26 protein-coding genes are annotated in these 16,005 nt (G+C 67.1%); 18 read left to right on the top strand and 8 right to left on the bottom strand.

All coding sequences use genetic code 11. The features are described from left to right. Positions 1-644: HNH endonuclease signature motif containing protein (locus tag EFY87_RS17065; protein ID WP_220093680.1), on the top strand; the 644-nt coding region annotated here is incomplete at its 5' end. A 6-nt stretch (positions 645-650) separates the two neighbouring features. Here EFY87_RS17065 and EFY87_RS17060 read toward each other — a convergent pair. Beyond that, the gene (locus EFY87_RS17060; protein WP_148043386.1) at positions 651-1,205 is read right to left on the bottom strand and encodes an alpha/beta hydrolase; all 555 of its coding nucleotides are present in this window, start codon (positions 1,203-1,205) and stop codon (positions 651-653) included. A gap of 106 nt (positions 1,206-1,311) precedes the next feature. Between EFY87_RS17060 and ychF the strand changes: the two genes are divergently transcribed. From ychF to EFY87_RS21010, 10 genes are all read left to right on the top strand, one after another. After that, complete coding sequence (ychF, locus tag EFY87_RS17055; protein ID WP_123272687.1) at positions 1,312-2,385, top strand: redox-regulated ATPase YchF; 1,074 nt, start codon at positions 1,312-1,314, stop codon at positions 2,383-2,385. A 33-nt stretch (positions 2,386-2,418) separates the two neighbouring features. Continuing rightward, positions 2,419-2,670 (top strand): type II toxin-antitoxin system RelE/ParE family toxin, encoded by a 252-nt coding sequence (locus EFY87_RS17050; protein ID WP_245988723.1) that lies wholly within the window; start codon positions 2,419-2,421, stop codon positions 2,668-2,670. Between the two features lie 95 nt (positions 2,671-2,765). Continuing rightward, positions 2,766-3,020, top strand: coding sequence for a HigA family addiction module antitoxin (locus EFY87_RS17045; protein WP_123272686.1), 255 nt, complete (start codon positions 2,766-2,768; stop codon positions 3,018-3,020). A 56-nt stretch (positions 3,021-3,076) separates the two neighbouring features. Then, positions 3,077-3,436, top strand: coding sequence for a hypothetical protein (locus EFY87_RS17040; protein WP_245988724.1), 360 nt, complete (start codon positions 3,077-3,079; stop codon positions 3,434-3,436). 56 nt (positions 3,437-3,492) lie between these two features. After that, the gene (locus EFY87_RS17035; RefSeq protein ID WP_123272702.1) at positions 3,493-3,774 is read left to right on the top strand and encodes a type II toxin-antitoxin system Phd/YefM family antitoxin; all 282 of its coding nucleotides are present in this window, start codon (positions 3,493-3,495) and stop codon (positions 3,772-3,774) included. Next, positions 3,771-4,220 carry a type II toxin-antitoxin system VapC family toxin gene (locus EFY87_RS17030; RefSeq protein WP_123272684.1) on the top strand — a complete coding sequence of 150 codons (450 nt, stop codon included), beginning with the start codon at positions 3,771-3,773 and terminating at the stop codon, positions 4,218-4,220. The genes EFY87_RS17035 and EFY87_RS17030 overlap by 4 nt, the downstream gene beginning before the upstream one ends. Then, positions 4,217-4,387 carry a hypothetical protein gene (locus tag EFY87_RS21270; RefSeq protein WP_342769137.1) on the top strand — a complete coding sequence of 57 codons (171 nt, stop codon included), beginning with the start codon at positions 4,217-4,219 and terminating at the stop codon, positions 4,385-4,387. The genes EFY87_RS17030 and EFY87_RS21270 overlap by 4 nt, the downstream gene beginning before the upstream one ends. After that, positions 4,360-4,875, top strand: coding sequence for a Type 1 glutamine amidotransferase-like domain-containing protein (locus EFY87_RS17025; protein ID WP_342769136.1), 516 nt, complete (start codon positions 4,360-4,362; stop codon positions 4,873-4,875). Before EFY87_RS21270 ends, EFY87_RS17025 begins: the two co-directional genes overlap by 28 nt. Positions 4,876-4,984: 109 nt before the next feature. Beyond that, complete coding sequence (locus EFY87_RS21015; RefSeq protein ID WP_245988722.1) at positions 4,985-5,326, top strand: hypothetical protein; 342 nt, start codon at positions 4,985-4,987, stop codon at positions 5,324-5,326. Between the two features lie 8 nt (positions 5,327-5,334). Further along, positions 5,335-5,451 (top strand): HepT-like ribonuclease domain-containing protein, encoded by a 117-nt coding sequence (locus EFY87_RS21010; protein WP_245988721.1) that lies wholly within the window; start codon positions 5,335-5,337, stop codon positions 5,449-5,451. 22 nt (positions 5,452-5,473) lie between these two features. On the opposite strand, the gene EFY87_RS17015 is transcribed toward EFY87_RS21010, so the two are convergent. Then, positions 5,474-6,157, bottom strand: coding sequence for a type 1 glutamine amidotransferase domain-containing protein (locus EFY87_RS17015; protein WP_123272683.1), 684 nt, complete (start codon positions 6,155-6,157; stop codon positions 5,474-5,476). Positions 6,158-6,179: 22 nt separating this feature from the next. Further along, positions 6,180-6,653: a MaoC/PaaZ C-terminal domain-containing protein gene (locus tag EFY87_RS17010; protein ID WP_123272682.1), complete on the bottom strand. Its 474-nt coding sequence runs from the start codon at positions 6,651-6,653 to the stop codon at positions 6,180-6,182. Between EFY87_RS17010 and EFY87_RS21400 the strand changes: the two genes are divergently transcribed. The 3 genes from EFY87_RS21400 (at position 6,642) to EFY87_RS16995 (ending at position 9,415) form a co-directional block, all read left to right on the top strand. Further along, positions 6,642-7,193, top strand: coding sequence for a GNAT family N-acetyltransferase (locus EFY87_RS21400; protein ID WP_123272681.1), 552 nt, complete (start codon positions 6,642-6,644; stop codon positions 7,191-7,193). The genes EFY87_RS17010 and EFY87_RS21400 overlap by 12 nt on opposite strands. Next, positions 7,190-8,773, top strand: a complete 1,584-nt coding sequence (locus EFY87_RS17000; protein ID WP_123272680.1) for a GNAT family N-acetyltransferase — start codon at positions 7,190-7,192, stop codon at positions 8,771-8,773. The genes EFY87_RS21400 and EFY87_RS17000 overlap by 4 nt, the downstream gene beginning before the upstream one ends. A 129-nt stretch (positions 8,774-8,902) precedes the next feature. Further along, positions 8,903-9,415: a hypothetical protein gene (locus EFY87_RS16995; RefSeq protein ID WP_123272679.1), complete on the top strand. Its 513-nt coding sequence runs from the start codon at positions 8,903-8,905 to the stop codon at positions 9,413-9,415. A gap of 15 nt (positions 9,416-9,430) precedes the next feature. Here the strand turns inward: EFY87_RS16995 and EFY87_RS16990 are convergent, their stop codons facing one another. Both EFY87_RS16990 and EFY87_RS16985 read right to left on the bottom strand, forming a co-directional pair. Then, a complete protein-coding gene (locus EFY87_RS16990; RefSeq protein WP_123272678.1) occupies positions 9,431-10,804 on the bottom strand; it encodes a HAMP domain-containing sensor histidine kinase in 1,374 nt (457 codons plus the stop codon). Then, on the bottom strand, positions 10,801-11,502 hold the full coding sequence (locus EFY87_RS16985) for a response regulator transcription factor (protein ID WP_123272677.1): 702 nt from the start codon (positions 11,500-11,502) through the stop codon (positions 10,801-10,803). Before EFY87_RS16985 ends, EFY87_RS16990 begins: the two co-directional genes overlap by 4 nt. 110 nt (positions 11,503-11,612) lie before the next feature. Here EFY87_RS16985 and EFY87_RS16980 point away from each other — a divergent pair, with 110 nt between their 5' ends. Beyond that, positions 11,613-11,843 carry a hypothetical protein gene (locus EFY87_RS16980; RefSeq protein WP_123272676.1) on the top strand — a complete coding sequence of 77 codons (231 nt, stop codon included), beginning with the start codon at positions 11,613-11,615 and terminating at the stop codon, positions 11,841-11,843. A gap of 153 nt (positions 11,844-11,996) precedes the next feature. Beyond that, positions 11,997-12,245 (top strand): PIN domain-containing protein, encoded by a 249-nt coding sequence (locus tag EFY87_RS21005; RefSeq protein WP_245988720.1) that lies wholly within the window; start codon positions 11,997-11,999, stop codon positions 12,243-12,245. A gap of 57 nt (positions 12,246-12,302) precedes the next feature. On the opposite strand, the gene EFY87_RS16970 is transcribed toward EFY87_RS21005, so the two are convergent. Both EFY87_RS16970 and EFY87_RS16965 read right to left on the bottom strand, forming a co-directional pair. Beyond that, positions 12,303-12,995 carry a hypothetical protein gene (locus EFY87_RS16970; RefSeq protein WP_148043385.1) on the bottom strand — a complete coding sequence of 231 codons (693 nt, stop codon included), beginning with the start codon at positions 12,993-12,995 and terminating at the stop codon, positions 12,303-12,305. A 38-nt stretch (positions 12,996-13,033) separates the two neighbouring features. After that, positions 13,034-14,002, bottom strand: coding sequence for a hypothetical protein (locus EFY87_RS16965; protein ID WP_148043384.1), 969 nt, complete (start codon positions 14,000-14,002; stop codon positions 13,034-13,036). Between the two features lie 38 nt (positions 14,003-14,040). Here EFY87_RS16965 and EFY87_RS16960 point away from each other — a divergent pair, with 38 nt between their 5' ends. Both EFY87_RS16960 and EFY87_RS16955 read left to right on the top strand, forming a co-directional pair. Further along, the gene (locus EFY87_RS16960) at positions 14,041-15,000 is read left to right on the top strand and encodes a heavy metal-binding domain-containing protein (protein ID WP_220093679.1); all 960 of its coding nucleotides are present in this window, start codon (positions 14,041-14,043) and stop codon (positions 14,998-15,000) included. Continuing rightward, positions 15,000-15,500 (top strand): hypothetical protein, encoded by a 501-nt coding sequence (locus EFY87_RS16955; protein ID WP_123272673.1) that lies wholly within the window; start codon positions 15,000-15,002, stop codon positions 15,498-15,500. The genes EFY87_RS16960 and EFY87_RS16955 overlap by 1 nt, the downstream gene beginning before the upstream one ends. A gap of 5 nt (positions 15,501-15,505) precedes the next feature. Here the strand turns inward: EFY87_RS16955 and EFY87_RS16950 are convergent, their stop codons facing one another. After that, entirely contained in the window at positions 15,506-15,952 is a 447-nt protein-coding gene (locus EFY87_RS16950) for a HEAT repeat domain-containing protein (protein WP_123272672.1), read from the bottom strand. Positions 15,953-16,005 lie beyond the last annotated feature (53 nt).

Raw genomic sequence — 16,005 nt, 5'->3', positions numbered from 1 at the left:
ACGCGGCGCTACAAGCCGTGGCGGGGACAGCGGATGGCCGGTCGCGGGGGCAGGTGATGGCCGACACGCTGACCGGGCGGGTGACGGGGCGGGCGGTGACCGGCCCGGTGGACGTGCACGTGGACCTGCTGATCCCGATCGACACGCTGCTCGCCGAGGAACCCGGGCAGGTGGCGGGGTTTGGTCCGGTCCCGGCGGACCTGGCCAGGGAGTGGGCGACCTCGGATGAGGTGCAGGTGCGCCGGCTGTTCACCTACCCCGAGACGGGTGACTTGATCGGGATGGAGTCCCGGTCACGCTGTTACCGGGGTGGTTTGGCGAGGTTGGTCCGGGTGCGGGATCGGACGTGTCGGACGCCGTGGTGTGACGCGCCGGTGAAACAGACCGATCACATCACTTCGTACGCGAGGGGTGGGCCGACCAGTGAGCGGGACGGGCAAGGGTTATGCGAACGCTGCAACTACGTGAAAGAACACCCCGACTACCTGGTGGGTGGTGACGCCGGTCAAACGCATGTGGTCACCGGTGGCCTGTCCGCGTCCAGTCGGCCACCCGCCCCGCCGGGACACCCGCCACCCACCCGGTCCCCCATCCGCCGCACCCTGATGAACATCGAATGGCAACACGCACTCCGACACCACTGAGCGACGTCAGAGCAAGCGTGCGCCCAGCCAGTCCGCGATGTATGACGCGGCGCGTGCCCAGCCCGCATCGAGCATCAGGTCGTGCGGTAGGCCGTCCAGGATGACGGGTTCGACGCCATACCGGAGCGCGGTCAGCGCCACGTCGGACGGTGTTGCCGTGCGATCCTTCGATCCGCCGCAGACCAGCAGCGGCGTCGTGACCCGTTTGGTGCGGACGGGGCGGATGAGGGTGTTCGCGGTGGCGCGGAAGCTCTCGTCCTGCAGCCGGGCGGCGTACTCGGCGACCTCCTTCGCCGGGGCCTCCGCCGAGAAGTACCAGTAGCGGGCGTCATCTGGTGACGCGAACATCGGCTTCGCCCGCAACGTCATGAACAGCTTGAGCGTCCCGAGCGGATCATGTCGCGCCATCCGGCACGTCAGCCGCATGCCGCCACTGGGCGGCGGCGAGCCCACGAGCACACCCGCTGGTGCACGGTGATCCTCCAGATAGCGCTGGATCGCGAAACCACCCAGCGAATGCCCCACGAGCACGGCAGGATTCGGGAGTCTGTCGACGGTCATCACGCCTGCGGAGAACCTCGCGTTGTGTATGGCGGCGCTCGACGGGACCGTGGGCAGGTACGTCGATCTCGGGGTCGCTCCGACGCGGCATTAGACTCCTGAACCCGTGGCACTCACCATCGGAATCGTCGGTCTTCCCAACGTCGGCAAGTCGACCATGTTCAACGCGCTGACCAAGAACAACGTGCTGGCCGCGAACTACCCGTTCGCGACGATCGAGCCGAACATCGGTGTCGTTCCGCTGCCGGACGAGCGGCTCGACAAGCTCGGCGAGCTCTTCCATTCCGACAAGATCGTCCCGGCCACGGTCTCGTTCGTCGACATCGCCGGCATCGTGCGCGGCGCCTCCGAGGGAGAGGGCCTGGGCAATAAGTTCCTCGCCAACATCCGCGAGGCGGACGCGATCTGCCAGGTCATCCGCGTCTTCGTCGACGACGACGTCACCCACGTCGACGGCAAGGTGTCTCCCGAGTCGGACATGGAGACGATCAACACTGAGCTGATCCTTGCCGACCTGCAGACCCTCGAGAAGGCCGTGCCGCGCATCGAGAAGGAAGTGAAGGGCAAGAAGACCGACGCGTCGGTGCTGGAGGCGGCCAGGGAGGCGCAGGCGATCCTCGAAGCCGGAGACACATTGTTCGCCAAGGGTTTCGACGTCGCGCCGATCAAGGAGCTGGGTCTGCTCACCGGCAAGCCGTTCCTTTACGTCTTCAATGTCGACGAGGACCAGCTCACCGACACCGACCTGCAGGAGTCGCTGCAGCGACTGGTCGAACCGGCCGAGGCGATATTCCTCAACGCCAAGCTCGAGATGGACCTCACCGAGATGTCCGACGACGAAGCGCTGGAGATGCTGCAAGGTTTCGGCGCCGAGGAGTCCGGCCTGAACCAGTTGGCGCACAAGGGTTTCAACACCCTCGGGCTGCAGACCTACCTCACGGCCGGCCCCAAGGAATCGCGAGCGTGGACCATCCACCGCGGCTGGACGGCGCCGCAGGCCGCCGGCGTCATACACAGTGACTTCCAGAAGGGCTTCATCAAGGCCGAAGTCATTTCGTATGACGACCTCATTGAGCTCGGCTCGGTCGCCGAGGCCCGCGCGCACGGCAAGGCGCGCATGGAGGGCAAGGACTACGTCATGACAGACGGCGACGTGGTGGAGTTCCGATTTAACGTCTAGCGTTATTGACGCTAGACGTTATATGCACGGTGCGTGATCAGATCGTTCGGCGACCGCGACACCGAGAAGGTCTGGCGCCGTGAACCGCCGAAACGACTGGACTCACGAATCCACAAGGCGGCGAACAGGAGACTCCACCTTCTGGATGCCGCAACGACTCTGGACGCGGTGCGTGTGCCGCCCGGCAATCGCTTGGAATCGCTCAAAGGCGATCGGAAGGGCGAGCACAGCATCGGGGTGAACGACCAGTGGCGGATCTGCTTCCTGGGCCGATGCAGCTGCTGAGGACGTGCAGATCGTGGACTACCACTGAGGAGGAGAGATGGCCGAGAAGCTCTACCCGCCGATCCATCCGGGTGAGGTCCTCATGGAGGATCCTCATGGAGGACTTCATCGAGGGCTTCGGCATTACGCAGAATAAGCTTGCGACCTCGATCGGTGTGCCGGCCCGGCGGATCAACGAGATCGTGCACGGTAAGCGTGCGATCACGGCAGACACCGCGCTGAGGTTAGGGCGATACTTCGGGATCGAGCCGCAGTTCTGGCTCAACCTGCAGACCCGCTATGACCTGGAACTCGCGGAGGATCGTGTCGCAGAGCAGATCGCTGCGATCGCGCCGCTGAAGACCGCATGACTGCCGAAAGTCGCGATGTGCCGAACGCGTTGCTCCAGCGGCTCGTCGGCGACCGGATGTACTCGGTGGAATTCGTGCTCAACGACTACGTGCAGCTCAGGTTCGACGGTCCGCCTGGCGGTTCACCCGTGACGCTGAACTCGTATGTCTGGCCGACAGTCGACTGTGGCGAGCGTGTCTGGCACGAGGCCGATCTCGGCTATGCGGACGCGTTGCGAAGGTTGGTGCCGGGCACGGTGGGGTCAACCTCGGAGGATACAGGGGCCGGAATTCAGATCTTCTTGGACACAGGCTCGGTAACCATTCATCCGAAGCTGGAAGAGGTCCACGTCGAGATCGCCGAGATCATGGGCTTCGCTGACGGTTCGTGGACGGTCTGGCGGCCGGCAGAGGGCAGTTTCGACGACCTGGCCTGACTGGTGCGAGCGTAGACGTCGCAGCGCCGTGTAGCGCGGGTGCTACAATGAACGGCATGAGTGCGGACGCGCCCCAGGAAGAGAGCCTCTCGCAACGTGAGTTGCGCAACGAATCCGGGCGCGTGCTCCGAGCCGTCGCCGAGGGGCAGTCGTTCGTGCTGACCAACAGCGGAATCCCCGTTGGCCGCCTGGTCCCTCTCGATGCTCCGCCTCCTTCGTTGCCGATTGTTCGGCCGGCAAAGCGGGTCGGCGGTTGGGCCGCGCTGAAGCCCGCGCCGGCCGAAGGTGATCGCCCACTGGCTCAGCTCCTCGATGAGCTCCGCGAGGAGCGAGTGTGAGCGACGTTCCGGTCGTCTACGTCGACACGTCAGCGCTCGGGGCGCTGCTGGTGGCGCAGGCGGAAACGGATGCGCTGCTGGACTGGCTCGGCCGGGCTCCTGCCAGGCTCGTCTCCAGCGATCTACTCGAGACCGAGTTGCGTCGTCTGGCCGTGCGGGAGGAGCGGGATCAGGCGAAGGTCAGCGCGCTCCTCGATGGCGTGTCGCTCGCGGCGCTCGACCGGGCGGCATACCGCTCCGCTGGGCTCTTGCCGCTGCCGCACCTGCGTACCCTCGACGCCCTGCACCTGGAGGCGGCGCTGCGCCTTGATGTCGACGCCGTTCTCACCTACGACAACCGGCTGGGCGAGGCTGCGCGGGCGGTCGGTCTCGAGGTAATCGCTCCCGGTGCGGTGAGTGCTTCGCACCCGGACTCGGGAGGACGAGAAATCGGAGGCGAGACATGAAGCTCTTGCTCACCTCGGCCGGCATCAAGAACACGAGCATCGCGGGCACGCTCGTCGACATGCTGGGCAAACCCATCGCCGAGGCCAGCGCCCTGGTGATCCCGACGGCGGCATACCCGGCGGGTGGTCCCGTTGCTGCGTGGCGCATCGTCTCCGGCAGGCAATGACGCCGGTGTGCGAGATCGGCTGGAAGTCTGTCGGCCTGCTCGAGCTCACTGCGCTCCTCAGCATCGACGCGGCACAGTGGATCCCCATCGTCCGGGAAACCGACGCTCTTCTCGTCGGTGGCGGCGATCCGCTCTACCTGGCGCACTGGTTGCGGCAGTCCGGCGTGGCTGACGTGCTGCCTTCGCTGCACGACACGGTGTGGGTCGGCGTGAGCGCCGGGAGCCTGGTTGCTGCGCCCCATCTGAGCCAGGACCTGAGCGACTGGCAGTCGCCGACGGGCAGTGTCGACGCACTGGGGCTGGTCGACTTCGGCATCTTCCCGCACCTCGACAACCCGAACATGCCGGAGTTCGGTCTGGCTGATGCGGAGCGCTGGGCCGCTGCGCTCGAAATGCCCGGCTACGCCATCGACGACGAGACGGCCATCACCGTCATTGACGGCAAGGTCGACGTCGTCTCCGAGGGTCACTGGGAGCTGTTCGACTGAGACAGTCATGCGCAGATTGCGGTTCTTCGCCTACTTCAGGCCGAGTTCTTGGGTGAGCAGGTCGATGTCCGTCACGTCCTTGGCGCGGCGAACCAGCCGAGGATTCCAGGTGGGCATCATTTTCCTTGATCTCGATCTGAGGCATCGGCTCGATGACCCGGGCTTCGACCCCGCGCAGGGTCCGTGTCCGAGATTCGCGGATCATGTTCCGCGGCCAAGGTTCGCCGGCGAGCGCGACACCGCGGCGCTACGGGAGGTCATGCGCCTTTGCGGCGTCGGTGCAGAGCTGGTTGCGCGGGGGCACGAGTGGTCGCGGGGGCACGAGTGGTATCGCTCCGACCCGGTCAATGTGCCGGGGCTCGCTGCCGAGTCACTGATCGTCAAGATCGGGGAGAACGTCGCACGACTCAGTGCCGAGACCATCGCCACCCGGACGTGCCCTGGTCGCTGATCAGGCGGATGCGGGACCGCCTCGCGCATCACTACGAAGGCACGGACTACGAAGCAGTTTGGGACACGCTTGTCGTTGATCTGCCGACGATCGGCGCATACGTCCGATCAGCCATGGAGCCATGACCTCCGCAGGGTCGATGTCGGTCTACAGCAGCGCAGCTACCTGCTGCGCGGTCGCCTTGGCGGAGTTCGGGTTCTGTCCAGTGACCAGCCGGCCGTCGGTCACGGTGTAAGAAACGAACGGGAGCTTCGCCTTCTCGTAGCGGGCCCCGCGCTTCTTCATCTCGTCCTCGGCGTTGTAGGGGACGAGCTTGTCGACCCGTGCCAGAACCTCCTCCTGCCACGCGAAGCCGGTCACCTTGCGCCCGGCCACCAGCAGCGAGCCATCGGACAACGTGAGGTTGAGCAGCCCGCAATATCCGTGACAGACCGACGACACGACTCCGCCGCGTTCCCAGATATCCCGCGAAATGCGTTGCAGGCCTTCACTGTCGGGGAAGTCGTACATCACCGCATGGCCTCCGGTGAAGTAGATCGCTTCGTAGTCGGCCGCGTCGACCTGGTCGGGGCTGAGAGTGGTCTCCAGCAGTGCCATCCGCTCGGAGTCGGCGCGCCACGCCTTCGCGGTCTTGTCGTAGTTCGGAAACGTCAGCGATCGGGGCTCCAGTGGCGACTTCCCGCCTTGCGGGCTCACGATGGTCTGCCGGAAACCCTTATCCTCGAAGACTTTCCACGCGTGCGTGAGCTCCGACAGCCACAAGCCCGTGGCATGGTCCGGATCGTCGTAGTGGCTGACGTTGGTGACGACGTGCAGGATGTGTCTGCTCATGAGGTCGGTCTCGTTTCGTTGTCTATCCGGCCGGATGTCGGGCGACCATCAACCCGATATTGCCGCGTTGTACGACGGTGCCGTGCTGATTGGTGAGCACGAACTCGCGGTCGAGGATCCCTGCCTCGCCGCTACTGGTAGCGCGGACGCTGGTGATGCGCACAGCGCAGTGCACAGTGTCTCCCGCCACGATCGGGTGCTCGAAGCGCCACCCGTCGATCCCGAGCAGAGCGATCGAGCAACTCTCGAAAATGCCCAGGCGCGAGGCCAATCCGAGCGCGACCGACAACCCCAGTGCTCCGTGGGCAATCGGCTCGCCATACCGGCCGCTGGCGCTGTGCTCGGCATCCGTGTGCACCGGATTGGTGTCCCAGCTCCAGCCCGCGAACGTGACGAGGTCGGCGTCGGTGATGGTCCGCCCCTGTGTCCGGAAGACCTGCCCCTCCTCGAAGTCCTCGAAAAACCACTCGGCGGGTGATCTCGTGTGTTGCGTCATACGTCGATCATTGCGCCTGGAACACTCGACTGCGTGGAGATCCGTGTCGCGCAACCGGGCGATCGCCGAGCAGTCGCCGGGTTGCTCTGGTTGCATGCCTCGGCGGATGAGCGCCGCCGCCAATCGGAGGAGTCATTTGCCGATGATTTCGCCGCGTGGTGGTCCAGCCACTTCGATTCGCATCTCGCGTTTGTCGCTCGGGTCGCCGATCACGGGCTGGTCGGTATGGCGTGGCTCGCGCTCCTCCCGCGCGTGCCACGGCCGGGGGACGCATCGCGTCGATCGGCGGATATCCAAAGCGTTTTCGTCCTGCCACAGTTTCGCGGTGCAGGCCTCGGATCAGCACTCGTGCGAGCGGCGACGGCTCACGCAGTGACGACCGGTGCCACTCGGGTGACGGTGAGTTCGGGCCGCCGGGCTGTCCCGCTCTACCGCCGTCTCGGCTTCGAAGCGTCGGACCAGTTGCTGCAACAATCGGTAAACGCCGACCCGGGTGCGAATCCTGGCGGCGAACCATCGGGACGGGGAGTGGGGCAGTGAGCAAACAGGCGGAGATCCGGACTGCAAATGCCGCCGACGTGGCGGCCGTCGTGGGGCTGGTCGAGTCAGCATACCGGGGTCAGTCCAGTCGTGCGGGCTGGACGACCGAGGCCGACCTGTTGGACGGTCAGCGAACCGACGCAACGGAAGTGGCCGAGCTGGTCGCGCGCGGCGCGGTGCTCGTCGCGGTCGTCGACGACGCCCTCGTTGCCTGCTGCCAGCTCGAAAAACGCATCAGCGCAGCATATTTCGGCATGTTCGCGGTCTCGCCGACGTTGCAGGGTGCAGGCATCGGCGGCCAGTTGATGGCGTATGCCGAGAGGTATGCCGAGCGGCAGTGGTCCAGCACCCGGATGGAGATGACCGTCCTGCGGCAGCGGACCGACCTGATCGCTTTCTACGAGCGGCGCGGCTACTACGACACCGGCACCCGCTCCCCGTTCCCGTATGGCGACGAGCGTTTCGGCATACCGCGTCGCGACGATCTGGAGTTCACCCTGTTGACCAAGCAGCTCGGCCGGCCGGCCAGTTCCCCCGAAAACCGGGTCCACCGATTCATCGTCGAGTACGAAACACAGTGGGAGATCGCCGCGCCCGCGTTTGATCGGCGGCGCGACACTGACGAGACCCGCGATCGCTTCGAGATCTGGGGCGAGCTGATGGCGCAGACGACCCGCAATCACTTCACGGACCCGACGTCTGTGCGCCTGGCGCGGTCGTTCAGCAACCCGGCCGAGTACGGGCCGGAGGTGGAGCAGTTCGTCCGGTCGGAGGTCCAGGACGACGTCGCTCGGGTGCTGACCAAGCGCACGTCCCCGCTCACGAAGTTCCGCGAGTACACGCTGCACGCCCAGGGCCCGGACTGGCGGATCTCGGCGATCAGCGAATACTTCGGGGAGCCCACACAGCCGTTCGAGGACCGGGCGACCGTGGACGCCCGGTTGCGGGAGTGCGCCGCGGACGCACCACTGGCCGAGTTGCCGCAGAAGGAGACGCACCTGGACGAGACGCGCAACTTCACCGATCGCGACGCCGACCTGGACGGTCAGACAACCCGGGCGCAGGTGGAACGTGTCGGCGCCCTGGTCAGCGCCACGGGAGTGCTGTCGGTCGTGGATTTCGGCTATGACAACGACAACGCCCGCCCACTCGCGCGCACGGTCCGACCGGGTGCCTACCCGGTCGAGCGGGTCACCGCGTTCGAGTGCAACGCTGCCGTGCGCGTGCGCTTCAGCGAGGAGCCGCCGGTTGCGTGGCGGCCGGCCTCGCTGCCGGGCAGCGGGCACGTGGTCGGTGTCGACGCGGGCTGCGTCTGCATCGTCGACTACGCCGGCTACGCGACGATGACCCGGCGCGCGAAGGCTGCGGCATACGACCGCTTCACCGCAACCCCGTATCCCAGGGTGCTGGAGTTCCCGCTCGGCAACGGCGACACCGGCGTTGCCTGCGACTCCGGATTCGGCGACGGCGGCTACCCGATTTACTGGGGCCTCGACGCGCAGGGCCGCACGGCGCAACTGGTCGTGGACTTCATGGTGCTCGTCGCCGAGGACGACGGCGGAGCCTTCAGGCACCTGTAGCGAAGCTGAAGTCCCGGGAATCCTTACCGAACCCGAACATTCGCCGCGCATCTCCCGAACGTAGGACCCGCAGGCTGGTTCGTGTTCGGAAGTGGGCCAGCTGGCCCACCAGATGCCAAGGAGAGACCGATGAACAAGCGACTTATCATTCCGGCCGGCGTCGTGTCGGCAGCGGCGCTACTGGGCGGAGGTGCCACGGCATACGCCGCGACCGGTACGTCGGACAGTGCGCCGGCCGTCGCGACGGTTGCGCATGTCACCTCGACTGCGAAGGCGAAGGGCAAGCACCACCATCGCTTCTGGCTCGACCGCGCACTGCACGCCACCTGGGTGAGCGCGCACGGCAAGGGCGACAAGACGAAGTTCGTCACCCACGACAGCATCCGCGGGTCCGTGGTCCGGATCTCCGGCACGTCGGTGACGGTGCGGGCCAAGGACGGCTTCACCCAGACCTACCGCATCGACAGCAAGACCAAGGTGCGCGAAGCCGAGAAGGGCAAGGCCGTGGCGTCGTCCGCGTCGGCGGTCAAGCTCGGTCTGCGCGTGCTCGTCATCGGCACGGGCAAGCCGACCAACCCCACCGCGAACGTCATCCGCTGGCGGATCGCGGACAATGCGGGCAGCGCGAGCACTGCGTCCTGACTGACGATCGGGGGATCAGCTGACCGGAAGGCGGATGGCGAAAGCCACTCCGCCTTCCGGCGCGTGTCCTGCCTCGATGCGCCCGCCCAGAGCGACGATGACTCCGTGCACGATGGCCAGACCCAACCCGGTGCCCACCGGCCGGGTATGGCGGTAGCGGTCATGCAGCACGCCCCTGCGGAACACCACGGCGAGGTCGTCGTCGGTCAGACCAGGCCCACCGTCGCGCACCTCCAGCACCGCCTCCGGCCCCTCCAACCGCAGGGCAAGGACGATCGGGGCGCCCGGCGGTGCCACGCGTACGGCGTTGTCCAGCAGGTTGTCCAGCACCTGCCGCACCCGCGCTGCATCCGTGTGCGCGCCGATCCCCGGGTTTGCATCGACCTCCAACCGTAATCCCTTGAGTTCGCACGCATTTCGCCATACCGAGCCGGTGGCGAGCACCACCTGGGTCAGGTCGGTCGGTTCCAGCTCGACCCGCAGCTCGCCGGAGTCGGCCCGGCCGAGGTCCAGCAGGTCGTTGACCAGGCGGGTGAGCCGCTCGGACTCGGACAACATGGTGGCGCCGATCGCAGGAACCTCGCCGGCCGGGATCACCCCGTCGGCCAGTGACTCGGCATAACCGCGCAGCGTCGTGAGCGGAGTGCGCAGGTCGTGCGACACCGCCAGCAAGAACTCGCGCTGCCGGCCCTCCGTCTCGGCGAGTGACGCAGCGAGTGTCTCGACCGCGTCGCCGATCTCGGCAATCTCAGCCGGTCCGGATGGCTCGATGGTCACGGCCCGCTCACCCCTCGCCAGCGCGTGCGCGGCCTGTGCCGTGCGTCGTAAGGGTCCCGCCATCCAGCGGGCGACCACTGCCGCCAGCAGCGCTGCAACTGCCAGTGCGATCGCGAAGGCGATGACCGCTCGCCATACGACGCCGGTCACCGCACCGATCGCGTCGCGCTGCCGCTGCAGCAGCACGATGGCGCCGGCCCGGGTGGGTCGTCCCTGCACCAGCACCGTGGCGTCGCCCGACTCGCGGGTCGTGCTGATCGGGCGCCCGTCCAGCAGGGCGCGTATGTCAGCAGGCGTGACCACTCTGGCGAGAGGATGCGAATGTGCTTGCAGCACACCGGTTTGGGTGATGGTGATTACCTGCACGTGTAGTGCGGCGAGAGTCCGCACCGAGCGGCGCTGACTGGCTTGCGCGTTGTCACCCAGGTTGGAGCCGGCTGCGGCCGCATCGGCGAGCCGAGAGAACGACTGCCGGGCGCGGTCCTGGTCGGCGGCGCGCACGAGACCGGCGGTGAGCAGCCCGGCGAGCGCGGCGGTGATCGCGCCGATCGTCGCGGCGAGGACGAGCAGCTGCCGGTAGAGCGGCCACCGTCGTCGCGCCCGGGGCGTCATCGGTCGCCCGGCTCGGCTGCGTATCCGACGCCGCGGACGGTTCGCAGCACCGCAACGGATCCGAGTTTCGCGCGCAACTGTGCGATGTGGACGTCGACGGTGCGGCTTCCCGGGTCGTTCGCATAGCCCCAGACGTGATCGAGCAGCTGTGCGCGGCTGAAGACCTGTCCGGGGTGCTTGGCAAGGAACGCGAGGAGGTCGAATTCCGTTGCTGTCAGGTCGATGTGCTGACCCGCAAGGTACGTGCGCCTGGTCGCGGTGTCGATGCGCACCGCACCGAGGGTGAGCGTCGTGTCCGGCTGTGGCTCGGGGCGATTGGACCGGCGCAGCAGGCCGCCGAGCCGCGCGACCAGTTCACGTGGCGAGAACGGCTTGGCCAGGTAGTCGTCGGCACCGAGCTCGATCCCGACGATCCGGTCGACCTCCTCGCCACGCGCCGAGAGGAATACGATCGGCACCCAGTTGCCGGCGGCGCGCAGCCGGCGGCAGATCTCGATGCCATCCCGGCCGGGCAGTCCGATGTCGAGGATGAGCGCGGCAGGGGAGAGCCGCACCACAGCGTCTTCGACTGCGGTGCCTGAGGATTCGAGATGCACAGCATACCCGTCGCGTTCGAGGTGCCGTCTGATGATGTCGGCGATCGCGGCTTCGTCCTCGGCGACGACGACGAGTCCGCGGTGGGCCGCACTCTGTGCCATCGGGTGAGCGTACGGGAGCAGGCTCAGCGGTGCCTGTGGCTCGATCCGACCGGAGCCGTTCTCCCGTGATGGTACGTGTGATGCAGCGGTGATGCAGCAATGATGCAGAGATGCGCACCACGGTCGATCTCCCTCCTGCGGTCCGTCGCCGAGCCGAGCAGTTGGCGGTGGCCCGCGGGCAGTCACTGTCCGCGACGATCGCGGAGCTGACGATTCGGGGGCTCAGCGAACTCGACGAGCCGGTCAGCATCGAAGTCGACTCCCGGTCGGGGTTTCCCGTCCTGTCACTCGGACAGCGGATCACGGACGAGGACGTCGCGAGCGCCCTGGATGACATGTGACGACATACCTGCTCGACTCGAATGTGCTGATCGCGCTGACGGCACGTGAACACGTTCACCACGAGCGGGTTACGCGATGGGCGGCGAACGTCGGCAGCTTCGCGGTCTGCTCCATCGTCGAGGGTGCGCTTCGCGGTCCGCCTCGGCGTGGGCGTGACCGAGGCACTGGAGACCGTGCGGCTTGTCCGGCAGCGGGCTGGCTACCAATTCTGGCCGGACTCCTTATCGTATGCCGACTGCGACCTCGCTCACGTTCGCGGGCATCGACAGGTCGCGGATGCGTACCTGGCTGCGCTCGCCGGTGCGCACGACGACGCCAGACTCGCCACCCTGGACGGTGGCCCGGTGACAGTGCTGTCAGGACTTGCGTTCCTCGTCCCCGACGATCACGGTCCTGCCTAGCCACGCCGTTTCGGCGAGAGGTCAGCAGTTGTGGTGAGCCGCGGGCTCTCGCGACAATTACTGTCCGTTCGCGGTGTGATCCGGCCCGACCTTGACCAGGGTCTTGAGCACGCCGCGCCACTCGTCGCTGCCCATCGGTGAGGCGACGAGCTGAGCCGGATCGTCGGTCGAGCGGACGAAGACATGGCACCGGTCGCCGTCCTGGGCGAGCACCACGTCATACGTGTTCCGGATGCTCTCGTCGGACCACCTGCTGACGCTGACCAGGGCGGTCTGCGGGCTCGCTGCGAGCACTGAGTCGGCATCGGCGTCGGCGTTGCCGCGTTCGCCGGACGGCAAGCGTTTCCAGAGGCGTTCGAGCGCGTCGGTGGTCTTGCGCAACGAGTAGAAATGGATGCCGAGTGCATCGATCAGCACTTCCAGCGTGACCCCTTCCGGTTGCGGCATGAGGACGAAGCGCCACGGATGGTCCGGCTCGGACCCGGTCACGCGCGCGTCCAGCACCACCCGAGAGCGTTGCTGGAACGTCGTCACGATGCCGAGATCGCCGCGGATCTGCAGGTGTTCGGATCCGGCATCGGTGGTGATCAGGTTGCGCGCCGCGAGGGAGCGCACGGCCTCCGCGACGAGCGCCGGGTCCGGCTTCTGTTCCATCAGATGCCCGATGCCACCGACCGCGTCGACCTCGGAGATCGTGTAGCCGCCGAGCGGCACCGCGCCGGTGTCGACGAGATGCACCAGGGCAGTCATCGAATCCGTAGGGACGCCAGGCCCTTTGGGTTGCTGTCTCATGCGTTTTCCTCGGTCTCGTCGATCACGGTACGGCGTACGGCGAGGCGGATCTCACGATCGCCGACGTGCACCACTTCGGTGGTCGTCTCGCCCGGCTCCGGAAGAGCCCAGTGCGGTGTGACGGTGGACATCTTGTCGATCACGGCCCGCGCCGCGTCGGACGGTGCCGCACTGGCGTAGACCTCCGAGGAGCCGAAGAGCCCTCGTCCGTTGCGGCCGTCGGGGTGCAGGACGAGTTCGGCGAGGGAGTCGGCGCGATGTGGTGGCGGAAATCGTGTCGCCAGGTCGGGCGAGATGGACGTCGCGTCGGCGTGGTGCTCGATGTCGTTCAGTGCGGTGACAAGTTCGTGCTCCGCGGCCTCGGCCACCGGCACTGCGGCCGACAGGGCGGGTGACAGGTAGACCGGCCGCCGTTCGGTTTGTTTGGACAGGCCCCACGGTCCGACGTTGCTCTTGGTGAACCGGTAGACGACGTAGTCGCACAGGTGCCGCACGTCCGTCGTCGTCGGCAGGTGAAATCCCGGCCCCATGGCTGTCGGCGTCTTTTCCAGTTGCACCCAGGTGCCGGTCGCGGTCCGGCCGTGGAGCTTCTCGCGTACCAGCGGCCCTTTCATGCCCAGGTCCGGGTAGAGCTTCTTGTCGATGTCGGGATGGTGACTGGACAGTCGCTCGATCGTTTTCGGGAAGCGCCAGCGCGTGTAGAGAGCGGGGTCGTCGACGAGAACGTGTCCGCCCCAAAGGATTTCGCGCAGCTGGGTCACATCGAGGCCATGTCGTTCCAGGTCGGCGATGATCGTCGCCTCCGGTCGGGTCAGCCGGCGGCCGGCCTGCTGCAGCCCGTCACGGAACTTCCCGTCGTGGGAGGTGATCTCGACCAGCAGCCGGACCCGCCGGCGCACCACCTCGGCAGCTTCACCGCTGAGAATCGGCGCCTCCGAGAGGTCGCCGGTGGGCACATCGGTCATGGCCGCACCGTATCCCGTGCGCATGGTGCTCCGCTGGCATGCAGGGACTTCCCAGCCTCGGGACGCAAGCTGCCATTCTCGGATTCGGCGAAGGGGCGGGCATGGCGTTCGGCAAGAAGGACAACGACCAGCAGCAACCACAGCAGCAGATGGCACCGCCCCCCGCGGCGGGGCCCGCGCCGCAGGAGAGCGTCGGCGGCGGCATACCCCCGGCTGCGATGGAGCGCGTACGGCGGCTGGCTGCCCTGGAGCAGCAGGACAAGTCGGCGTTCACCTCCGATCTGTCGGTCAGTGAGTTCCTGCTCGTACACAAGCTGGGGTTCGATGCCGTCGGCTACGTGATGGGCACGTCGATTTATCACATCGGTTTCCAGGCGCAGCGCTGGGGACAGTCGATGGAGCTGGAGGTGCTGTCCTCCGCGATGTACCACGCGCGGTCGCTCGCGGTGGAGCGGATGCGCAGCGAGGCGCACGCGCTCGGTGCCGACGGGATCGTCGGGGTCAAGCTGCAGATTCAGCGGTACGCCTGGCAGGAAGGCGAGCTGGAGTTCATCGCGCAGGGCACCGCCATACGGGCACGGCAGCCGAACCCGTCCTACAAGCTGCAGGACGGCGGACCGTTCACCTCCGACCTGTCCGGTCAGGACTTCTACACTCTGGTCCGTGCCGGGCACTTCCCGCGTGCCTTCGTCTTCGGTGCCTGCGTGTATCACGTTGCGCACCAAGGGATCCGGCAGAGCATGAAGATGGTCGGACGCAACATGGAGATGCCGCAGTTCACCGAAGCGGCATACACCGCAAGGGAATTGGCGATGACGCGGATGGAGAACGAGGCGAACCGCTTCGGCGCCGACGGCATCGTCGGTGTGCGCACCGAAGTCAGTGCGCACATCTGGGGCGAGCACGCTTCGGAGTTCCTCGCGCTCGGCACCGGCGTCATCAGCTCGCCGGAGAGCGGTATGCCGGAACCCAACCTGACCCTCAGCCTCGACAACTGATGTTCGGCCGCAAGCAGCGAGACCTTATGCCGGCGCCGCCGGAGTATGGGCCTTCGGTGCCGAAGCCGTTCTCCGAGCTGCTGCCGCAGGGCCAGGAAAGCGCGCTCGGGCGACTGGCGCGCACGGCCCGGATCCCGGACGACGCGCGGGCGCTGGTGCGCGCGCTCGACACGGAGACCACGCTGACGTTGCAGTTCTTGGCGCACGACAGCGCTGCGGTGCGGGACGTCTACGAGGTGGAGCAGATTCGTGACGAGCACACGCTCGCTGTTGTCGAGAGCTACGTGTCCGTGCCCGGCGCAGAGAAGGCCGCGTTGCCCGACGGGCGTTCGCTGGCCGCCGTGCTGGTCGCGAACCTCACCACGCTGCTGGAGGCGACCCGGGAGGTCCAGCGGCGTACCGCCGAGCGCGGCGAGCAGCAGATGCAGGTCAACGACATGTTCCTGCGCGACAAGTTCGGATCGGGCGACGACTCACTGCGCTTGCCACCGACCGACTGAGCCGGTCACGCCGGCCGGTGCCAGGCGCGGGACCAGGCTACGACCCGGCGCACCGCGGGTTCCGGGTCGGAGTCGAGCCGGTCGAGCAGCTCCGGGGTGACGGCCGGGTGTGCGGCGACCCAGGCGCGCACGTCGGACGTCGGGTCGGACGCGAGCTGCCATAACAGTGCTTCCGGCGTCGCCGGCTGGCGCGCGACGCATCGGCGCACCGTCGGGTCGGAGTCGTCCGCGAGCAGTTGGAGCACGTCGAGCGGGCAGTGCTGGTTGAGCGCTGCGCTCTGCCGGATGGCCGGGTCCGAACTGCGGGCGAGCAGCCGCACGCGCCGCAATTTTCCTTCCGTCGCAGGCGGACTCGGGTGCAGCGCCGTGATCTCGTCCGGGGTCAGCTGCTCCTCGCCGAGGTCGCGCAGCGCCGCCCGCTGGGCGGCGGTCAGGAACGTGACACAGGACATTTCCGGCTCCTTCGACGTCGGGTCTGCCACTGTATGACGAACCGCTGCATGAG

Source organism: Flexivirga caeni (assembly GCF_003724155.1).
In the GTDB taxonomy this organism is placed as follows: domain Bacteria; phylum Actinomycetota; class Actinomycetes; order Actinomycetales; family Dermatophilaceae; genus Flexivirga; species Flexivirga caeni.
The sequence above is the reverse complement of the archived record's forward strand: the minus strand, read 5'-3'. Positions and strand labels throughout refer to the sequence as shown.